General features: G+C 50.4%; 9 protein-coding genes and 2 tRNA genes. 5 read left to right on the top strand and 6 right to left on the bottom strand.

All coding sequences use genetic code 11. From position 1 onward, the window contains the following. Positions 1-60: 60 nt before the first annotated feature. Together BZG72_RS02660 and dnaQ are read right to left on the bottom strand one after the other, a co-directional pair. Complete coding sequence (locus BZG72_RS02660; protein ID WP_077666003.1) at positions 61-1365, bottom strand: TIGR03503 family protein; 1305 nt, start codon at positions 1363-1365, stop codon at positions 61-63. Positions 1366-1373: 8 nt separating this feature from the next. Then, a complete protein-coding gene (gene dnaQ / locus BZG72_RS02665; protein WP_077666004.1) occupies positions 1374-2096 on the bottom strand; it encodes a DNA polymerase III subunit epsilon in 723 nt (240 codons plus the stop codon). A 51-nt stretch (positions 2097-2147) separates the two neighbouring features. On the opposite strand from dnaQ, the gene rnhA reads away from it, so the two are divergent. After that, positions 2148-2615 carry a ribonuclease HI gene (gene rnhA, locus BZG72_RS02670; RefSeq protein WP_077578630.1) on the top strand — a complete coding sequence of 156 codons (468 nt, stop codon included), beginning with the start codon at positions 2148-2150 and terminating at the stop codon, positions 2613-2615. A gap of 8 nt (positions 2616-2623) precedes the next feature. On the opposite strand, the gene BZG72_RS02675 is transcribed toward rnhA, so the two are convergent. Next, complete coding sequence (locus BZG72_RS02675) at positions 2624-3349, bottom strand: methyltransferase domain-containing protein (protein ID WP_077666005.1); 726 nt, start codon at positions 3347-3349, stop codon at positions 2624-2626. Positions 3350-3382: 33 nt separating this feature from the next. Here BZG72_RS02675 and gloB point away from each other — a divergent pair, with 33 nt between their 5' ends. The 3 genes from gloB (at position 3383) to BZG72_RS02690 (ending at position 6475) form a co-directional block, all read left to right on the top strand. After that, positions 3383-4141 carry a hydroxyacylglutathione hydrolase gene (gloB, locus tag BZG72_RS02680; protein WP_046073779.1) on the top strand — a complete coding sequence of 253 codons (759 nt, stop codon included), beginning with the start codon at positions 3383-3385 and terminating at the stop codon, positions 4139-4141. A 70-nt stretch (positions 4142-4211) separates the two neighbouring features. Continuing rightward, on the top strand, positions 4212-5789 hold the full coding sequence (locus BZG72_RS02685) for a LysM peptidoglycan-binding domain-containing protein (protein WP_108743010.1): 1578 nt from the start codon (positions 4212-4214) through the stop codon (positions 5787-5789). After that, complete coding sequence (locus BZG72_RS02690; RefSeq protein ID WP_338013040.1) at positions 5786-6475, top strand: YIP1 family protein; 690 nt, start codon at positions 5786-5788, stop codon at positions 6473-6475. The genes BZG72_RS02685 and BZG72_RS02690 overlap by 4 nt, the downstream gene beginning before the upstream one ends. Before the next feature lie 33 nt (positions 6476-6508). Here the strand turns inward: BZG72_RS02690 and BZG72_RS02695 are convergent, their stop codons facing one another. Then, positions 6509-7351: an endonuclease/exonuclease/phosphatase family protein gene (locus tag BZG72_RS02695; RefSeq protein WP_046073781.1), complete on the bottom strand. Its 843-nt coding sequence runs from the start codon at positions 7349-7351 to the stop codon at positions 6509-6511. Positions 7352-7535: 184 nt separating this feature from the next. Between BZG72_RS02695 and BZG72_RS02700 the strand changes: the two genes are divergently transcribed. Then, entirely contained in the window at positions 7536-7934 is a 399-nt protein-coding gene (locus BZG72_RS02700; RefSeq protein ID WP_077578633.1) for a gamma-glutamylcyclotransferase family protein, read from the top strand. Positions 7935-7990: 56 nt separating this feature from the next. Here the strand turns inward: BZG72_RS02700 and BZG72_RS02705 are convergent. Then, positions 7991-8067, bottom strand: a tRNA-Trp gene (locus tag BZG72_RS02705). An 8-nt stretch (positions 8068-8075) separates the two neighbouring features. After that, a tRNA-Asp gene (locus BZG72_RS02710) sits at positions 8076-8152 on the bottom strand. Positions 8153-8261: the final 109 nt, after the last annotated feature.

Here is an 8261-nt window from a genome sequence, read left to right on the forward strand (position 1 = left end):
AGAGAGGGCTTCCCTCTCTTTTTTATTGCCCGTATAGATGGGCTTACTCGCACCACAGTGCTAGTCGTTTTTATCCGGCCTATCCATGTCAAGCTCACTGGCTTGGTCGTCTCCGTCGCTGTCCAGTGGAGGGGCTTCCAGCTCTTGCGCCGCTTCAGCCAATTTGCGTGCTTTGCGTTTTCGCAAGACAAACCAAGTGGCGGCACCTATCAGCATCACCAATAAGTTACCTAATCCAATGATCAACAGGGAAGTGGTTCGTGCTTCTTCTCGCTCTCGTTGTTGGCGGCGCGCCTCCGCCGCTTCCATCATGGCTTTTTCACGCGCTTCACGCTCTGCTTCGGCTTCTTCCAGCGCCGCGTAATCGGTGACCGCAAAGGTTTGTTCTGGAAGAGGAAAAACCAAGGGTCGTCCCGATAACTGATCCGTCGCATACAAGGTTGTCCGCCATTTGTATTGTCCAGGTGTACTGGCATAAGGAATATCGAGTGTAATCGTTTGCTGCTCTTCATCAGCGGTTGTTTGGTAGACCGTCGTTTTTCCTTCGGTATCGGTGAATTTGGCGTGAACAGACACGCTACCTGGCTCAATACTGGCCTGCTCGGACTCAACAACCAATTGATGCGGTTCGCCCTCTCCTTGGCTTTGTTTAAACGTGGCCATTAACGGTGTCGGGTAAACTAAGACTTGTTGCTCTAAAGTACGGAAAAAAATACCGTTACCCGAGGTCACGCGTGCGCGGTATTTTCCTGGCATGACGTTAATCGGCAAAGACACGGTGAAAACGCCGTCATTGGGTGCTTCATCAAGCCCCGAGCCGTCGTCACTAAATTGCCCTAATGCTTTGGGCTGTGGCCGCTGATCGGGATTAAGCGACTCCGGATCTTCGATGAACTCAGTAAAGTGTACGGTCAAATCGACACGCTCAATGAAGTCACGCAAGTTAAGGGGCTTATCGCCCAGCATGAGCTGTGCGGTAAACTTCACCGCCTCGCCTTGATAAAGACGACTGGGTAAGTCTTCAACCTGCATACGCAAGTCACTTAAAACACGGACTTTGTTGTCAGGGCTCACTCGGCCAATCGCTTGCCATGGGCCTGGCATGGGGTCGGTAATCGACACGATGTCCATGTCTGATTCTTGATGCCAGGATACTTTGTCTGGGTGGCGCCATGCATAATATTTGGTGCCGTCCGGGCGTACCAACACCACTGGCATGCTTGGCTTTTCTCGATAAATCACGAAGGCCGCACGTTCAATGGTTGGATCAACACGGAAGCGATTTTCCAGCAGACGAATTTCTTGCTCGTTAGCGTGTGCCAACAAGGGAAAACAAACACACACCGCCCACCATCGCTTCTTCATGCCTTCTCCTACTGCCGCCAAAGACAGCTACCGTTTTGCTCAATAAAGTCTAAACGCGCTTCGTGCGCACTCATTTCATCGGCCGATGCGGGAATAACCTTTAGCGATTTCTGACGCTTAACGGTTCTTGGTGCCATTGGACTCGCATTATCCGTCTCAGTACCCGCATTAAATGACAAGTTAGTTTGTCCCCCGGTCATTAATAGGTATACGTCAGCAAGGATCTCCGCATCCAACAAAGCGCCGTGAAGCGTTCGCCGAGAGTTATCAATACCGTAGCGATCGCACAACACATCAAGGTTGTTACGCTTTCCAGGGAAGATTTTCTTCGCCATCGCTAAGGTGTCTGTGATGGTGCAAAGCTCAGTGGTTTGCAGCGAGACACCTAGGTTTTTGAATTCATAATCCATAAACCCCACATCAAAGGGCGCGTTATGGGCGATCAGCTCCGCCCCTTGAATAAAATCAACAAAGGCTTGATGGATTTGCGCGTATCGCGGCTTGTCGGCCAAAAAGGCATCGGTGATACCGTGTACCGAAATCGCCTCAGGATCGATCGCGCGTTTAGGCTGAATGTAGGCATGAAAGTGCCGCCCCGTCAGCTTGCGGTTGATAATCTCAACCGCACCGATTTCAATAATATTGTGGCCTTGGTAATGTGGCCCCCCTTCGCGGTTCATACCGGTGGTTTCGGTATCAAGCACAACGAGGCGATCGTAATTCGCTTTCATGGCAATAACTGTGTCAAACTTGGCTCAGATGAATAGCCAATAGTATCAAAGATGACCAAGCAGGTAGAAATTTTCACAGACGGTTCTTGTCTCGGCAACCCGGGGCCGGGCGGGTATGGTGTGGTGATGCGCTACAAACAACATGAAAAAACCTTGAGTGCCGGTTTCACCCTCACCACCAACAATCGCATGGAACTAATGGCGGCAATTGTCGGCTTAAATGCGCTTAATACAAGCTGTAACGTGGTTCTCACTACAGACAGCCAGTACGTTCGACAAGGGATCACCCAATGGATCCATAATTGGAAAAAACGCCAATGGAAGACGGCGGATAAGAAACCGGTGAAAAATGCCGATTTATGGCAACAGCTTGATCAAGCGGCATCTAAGCACCAAATCACCTGGAACTGGGTGAAAGGCCACGCTGGACACCCGGAAAATGAGCGTTGTGATGAGCTCGCGCGCGACGCTGCCAACCACCCTACCGAGATCGATGAAGGCTATCAGCCTGCAGACTAATCCTATTTCTAGCCGCCGTTGGGAACAACGCCGCCCAGCGGTGAGACCGCTTGCTTGAGTTTCCAACGAGGCTTAATGGGTTTTAGTGGGTAGCTACGCTTACGCGCAATGATCAAATAAATGGACCCAAGCGCAGGTGTCACCATACTGGCGCTACTCTCTACCCAAGCATGGCGGGCACTGGGTCGATGAGTCGGCCACAGTCCCATCTGGTGCGCCTCAACCACCTCATAGTTCATGACACTCAACCAATCTTTAACGCGAAGAGGTGAAAACATCCGTCCCCCCCACGGAAGCTGTTGATGCCTGCCACGTAGCACTTTTTTTACGCCCATAAAGCTTGCGGGGTTAACACCCGATATGATCAAGCAACCGTCATCAATCATCACACGATCAACCTCTCGTAATAAACGGTGCGGATCATCGCTATAATCAAGTTGGTGCGCTAGTACACACGCATCAAAAGATTTCTCGATAAATGGCAAGGCATAATGTGTCGCGGTCACATTGCGAATTGGGTTATGTTGGTCGACACAGACTTGGTGTTGAATGTTACACTGTTCACTGACTAGCTCGCAGCTTAAGCCGCCCAATTTCAGCAAATGGTAGCCAAATAAGGTCGGCAACCATTCATCCAGCCGAGTTTGCAATTGGGTGCGCGCCCAATCACCGTAAGCAACTTGGTCCCACGTATAGGGATAGTCAAACTGATGTTCTATGCGCGCTGGTTTCATTGATTAAGGCTCATTCTATCGCTGGAGAACCCAATGCTTCATGTAAAAAGCATACCTGCATTTAACGATAATTACATATGGCTCATTATTAGTGAAGATAATCGCTGCGCCGTGGTCGATCCGGGTGAGGCAAGTCAGGTTATTGACTACCTCAAAGCGAATTCATTGACTTTATCGTGCATTCTTATCACACACCACCATTGGGATCACACCAATGGCATTGACGATCTTGTACGCTATGCGCCAAGCGCCAAAGTGATCGGCCCAGATGTTCACCCGATACCTCAACGTTCAATGGCGGTTGGTGACGGTGACCAAATTGATGTCTTTGACCATCGTTTTTTGGTCGTCGGTGTCGAAGGTCACACCGACGATCACATTGCATTTGTCGGCGATGGTAAGCTGTTCTGTGGCGATGCATTGTTTTCAGCCGGTTGTGGCCGTTTACTCGGTGGCACCGCTGAACAATCACTCAACTCATTGAAAAAACTGGCATCGCTCCCCATCGAAACCCAAGTGTATTGTGCCCATGAGTATACCGCCGCCAATGTCGCGTTTGCGCTGACTGTGGAGCCTGAAAACGATGCATTACATCTATACCGGGAAGAAGTGAACCGCTTACGCGCCCAAGGTAAGCAAACGCTCCCCAGTACCATAGAGCGAGAAAAGCGCATTAATCCATTTTTGCGCACTCAAGAGCCGACGGTCATTCAAGCGGTCGTAGGTCGCACCACTGCCGACGACGAGCTTGCCGTTTTCCGTGCGCTGCGTCAGTGGAAGGACGAATTTTGAGCTGAGTCTCTTGTCATCAATGAGGCCAGCCCCTATCATCATCGGCTATTTTGGACGAAGGTTTTATGCAATGAAGTACCGTTTTATTATATTGAGCACGCTGTTGCTGAGCGGCTGTCAGTCTATCGGCGACGCTCAAAATACGGATATCGCCTCCGAGGCACCGCCCGTTGTCGCAAAAGAAACAACGCGCTCGCCTGATAAAGCCGCAGAGACGCCCAAGAAAGCCACCCCCGCGACGCCTACGGTACTTTCCCCGCAAAAACAGAATGATGTGTGGCAACGCATCAGTATGCAGCTTTCGCTTCCAGTACCTGATAACGCCTCGGTGCGCCGTTATCGTAATTGGTACTTAAAGTACCCTAATCACCTTGCCACGGTCGCTGAGCGCGCCACGCCATTTTTGCACCTGATCGTAGAGAAAGTCGAAGCACGCAACATGCCACTCGAGCTGGCATTGCTTCCAGTCGTAGAAAGCTCGTTTGATCAATTTGCTTACTCGCATGGCCGGGCTGCTGGCCTTTGGCAATTTGTCCCAGCAACCGGCCGCCGTTTTGGCCTAGAACAAAATTGGTGGTACGACGGCCGACGTGATGTGGTGCAATCAACCGATGCAGCGCTCGATTACCTCGAGTACTTGCATGGCATGTTTGATGGCAATTGGTTACACGCTATCGCTGCATATAACTCCGGCGAGGGACGCGTGGCTCGTGCTATTCGTCGCAACAAGCAACGCGGCCAACCCACCGATTTTTGGCATTTGGATCTCCCCAAAGAAACCAGCAGTTATGTGCCTAAGCTGATTGCACTTGGCGATGTACTACGCCATCAAGATCAATATGGCTTAGAGGTCCCTGCGATCCCTAACCAGCCAGCACTGACCTTGGTCGATCCTAAGATGCAAATGGATCTCGCTCTCGCGGCTAACTATGCCGGTTTAAGTGTTTCTGAGCTACAAAGCCTTAACCCTGCGTATAACCATTGGGCAACGTCACCATCAGGCCCCACCCACTTATTGTTGCCCAACGAAAATGTGGAACGCTTTAATACTGAGTTGGCTAAAAATGACAACCAAGGGCTTCGTGTGGAACGTTATGCGGTGAAGTCAGGTGATAGCCTGAGTGAAATCGCGGCTGAGTACAACACCACCGTCAAAGTATTAAAACGTGCTAACCAACTCCACTCCTCACGTATTCGCGTGGGTCAGCGCCTGATGATCCCTGTTTCGCTGAAAGATGAATCACAATATACGCTAAGCGCACCACAGCGCCTCGCAGCATTGCAAGCAGCGGAGCGAGACGGCCACAAGCGCACCCACACAGTTCGCCAAGGCGACAGCTTTTGGACAATCGCCCGTCGTTATGACGTTGATTATCGTCAGCTCGCTAAGTGGAACGGCATGAGTCCTCGCGACACCCTCAGCATTGGCCAGAAGTTGGTCGTTTGGGATAAAGAGGGGGATGCACGTCGCATCCGCACGATTACCTACCGAATTCGACAAGGTGATTCGTTGAGCAGTATTGCACAACGCTACAATGTATCAGTCGCCGAGCTGGTTAAATGGAACCAGTTACGCCAAAACGCGTATATCCAACCAGGTCAAAAGCTAACACTGCATATCGACATTTCTCGGAGTAGCGGCTCATGATGCAAGCTTCAGCCAATCCATTGTTCGCCTTAAGAGACATCGTCCTTCGTCCCAGTGCGTGCTTTGCTGCATTAAGCCAGCGCCCGGTATGGGGTTGGTTGGCTTATTTGCTTATGTGCCTAAGCGCTATTGCATTTTGGAGTGCTTATTTTGATCACACCAACCTTGCCACGCTTCAGCAAGCACTCGCGCAACAATTATCGATGCCACCTGCAGACGCTGAAAAGTGGTTACAACGTGAAACACTTCTTGCCTCTGAAGTGCTCGGAGATTGGTTTGGCCGAGCGGCGGTCATTTTTGCCTTGGCACTGTGGTTTCGGTTAGCCACCAAACAAGAAGCCCCTAACTTTGGCTATCGTCACTGGCTCGCGGCCTCTTGCTTTATCTTTTTGCCCGCCGTCGTAGGCGATTTAGCAAGCTATACCAATATGACTTTATCATCCGGTTTTATTTTGCCGGCTCATGCGGACTTAAATAGTCTTAATGGCTTGCTAAAATTGCCGCTCGCCTCCTCATGGAGTGCATGGGCAGCAAGCTTACCACTACTGCTCCCGTGGTACTGGGTATTAAGCATTACGGTTATCGGCACTTGGACACCTCTCAATCATGGCAAAGCGATTGTCGTCGCTACCCTGCCTTGGGTTGCCGTTTTTGCCAGTTGGGCCATCGTTATAGCACTAAGCTAGGAAAGTTCAGCGAGGGGGCTCCCCTCGTTGCCTCTATCCTGTCACTTTCAGTTGTGCCTCTATCGCTGCGTGATCGGAGGCACCATTATCTATCGCACTCGCCTTTTCTACCGATAACCCACGGTAGAAAACATGATCCAACGGCAACCCAAATTTAGTCATTCGCTCATCGGGGTGATAACTCATTTCTTGTAATGACAAGCGCGTAACCATCGCTCTCACCGCGTCTAACCGCCGTTGAGACCAAGTATTAAAATCACCGGCTAAAATAATAGGCCCTTCGACACGCGCCAAAGCTTGCTCCAATGCCGCCAACTGTTTCTTATAAGCGGCCATTGCATAAGTAAAGTTAATGCTATGAATATTCACCACCGCAAGGCGCTGTCCATTGGAGAGCTGGTACTCACTATACAAAGCACTTTTAGGAAGGCGCAGGTAAGGCTCGACCGCAGTATACGCACAACTGTGCAAAGGGTTCACTTTGGAAAGGTTCATCACCCCTGCAACAGCATCTTGCATCGCAAACGCATAAGCTTGGTCATAGTGCAATGATGCTTGCGTGATCCAACGCGCCAATTGTGGACCAAAGCTTGCCTCTTGCAACAACATCAAACGGTGAGGTTGATGATACTGGTTTAACGCCGTGTCCCACTGAGGGCGCTGCTGTTTATAGATATTCCACACCAACAAAGAAAAACGGCCTTGTTCGTCAAGCGGCGAAGAATGTGTGTAATCAACGCACTGGCGATGTATACCAGACACTGTATGGAGCTGGGTGCTGTCAGGCACGGTGAAGTAGCCATTGACACCAATCACCGCAGCAGGGACAAAAATAGCACTGCCCCATGCCACTACCTTGCCAATACGTTTTTTCATTGCTTGATCACCACCATAACGCTTGCCAGTGTGAGTATAGGTTGTTACTAGAATGGGCGCCGATTTTGCGATCCTGAAGGCTGAAATACAAGTGGTTGCACTGACTTATTACTTGCTGCTTGCTTCAACTCAGAGATAGGATAGAAAAGAAATAATAACAAAGTGCATTCATGGAGCGACGCCTATGCTTAACAACCTCTTCGTATACGGAACCCTGTGTCCAGAAGGCACAAATCACCATGTGCTCGCGGAAGTCCATGGTCAGTGGTTCCCTGCGAGTATACAAGCAATACGCACCGACCGTGGTTGGGGATCGGCCTCAGGTTATCCCGGCATTGAGCTCAGCGATTCTGTCAATGATCGCGTTGAGGGTTGGCTTTTAAAAGCAGAGGACTTATCCCATTTTCTACCTAAACTTGATGCATTTGAGGGGTCGGGGTATCAGAGAGTGATTGTGGAAGTCGAATATCACAGTGAGAGCCGAACAGAGCCAATGCATACCACGGCATTTGCCTATGAGCTTTGTTTCAGTCACCAGCCCGATGCAACAGGCCCAAGCCAATTTGTGGCCAAAAACTATTAGAAGACTTGTTTGAATAGATCAAAAAAAAGCACTGACGGATGTCAGTGCTTTTCGAGTGGCAGGGGTAGAGGGATTCGAACCCCCAACACGCGGATTTGGAATCCGCTGCTCTGCCAATTGGAGCTATACCCCTATAAATAGTGGCGGAGTGGACGGGACTCGAACCCGCGACCCCCGGCGTGACAGGCCGGTATTCTAACCAACTGAACTACCACTCCGCACCAATTCTGTCTCATCAAAGTCTTACGCATATCAGCTTTGATGATTACATTGCGAGCTATGCGCAGTGAGTTTTGAAGCGAGACGCACAGTGTATGCCAATACATG

Origin of the sequence: Salinivibrio sp. PR6, assembly GCF_001995955.1 — a bacterium.
GTDB lineage: Bacteria > Pseudomonadota > Gammaproteobacteria > Enterobacterales > Vibrionaceae > Salinivibrio > Salinivibrio siamensis.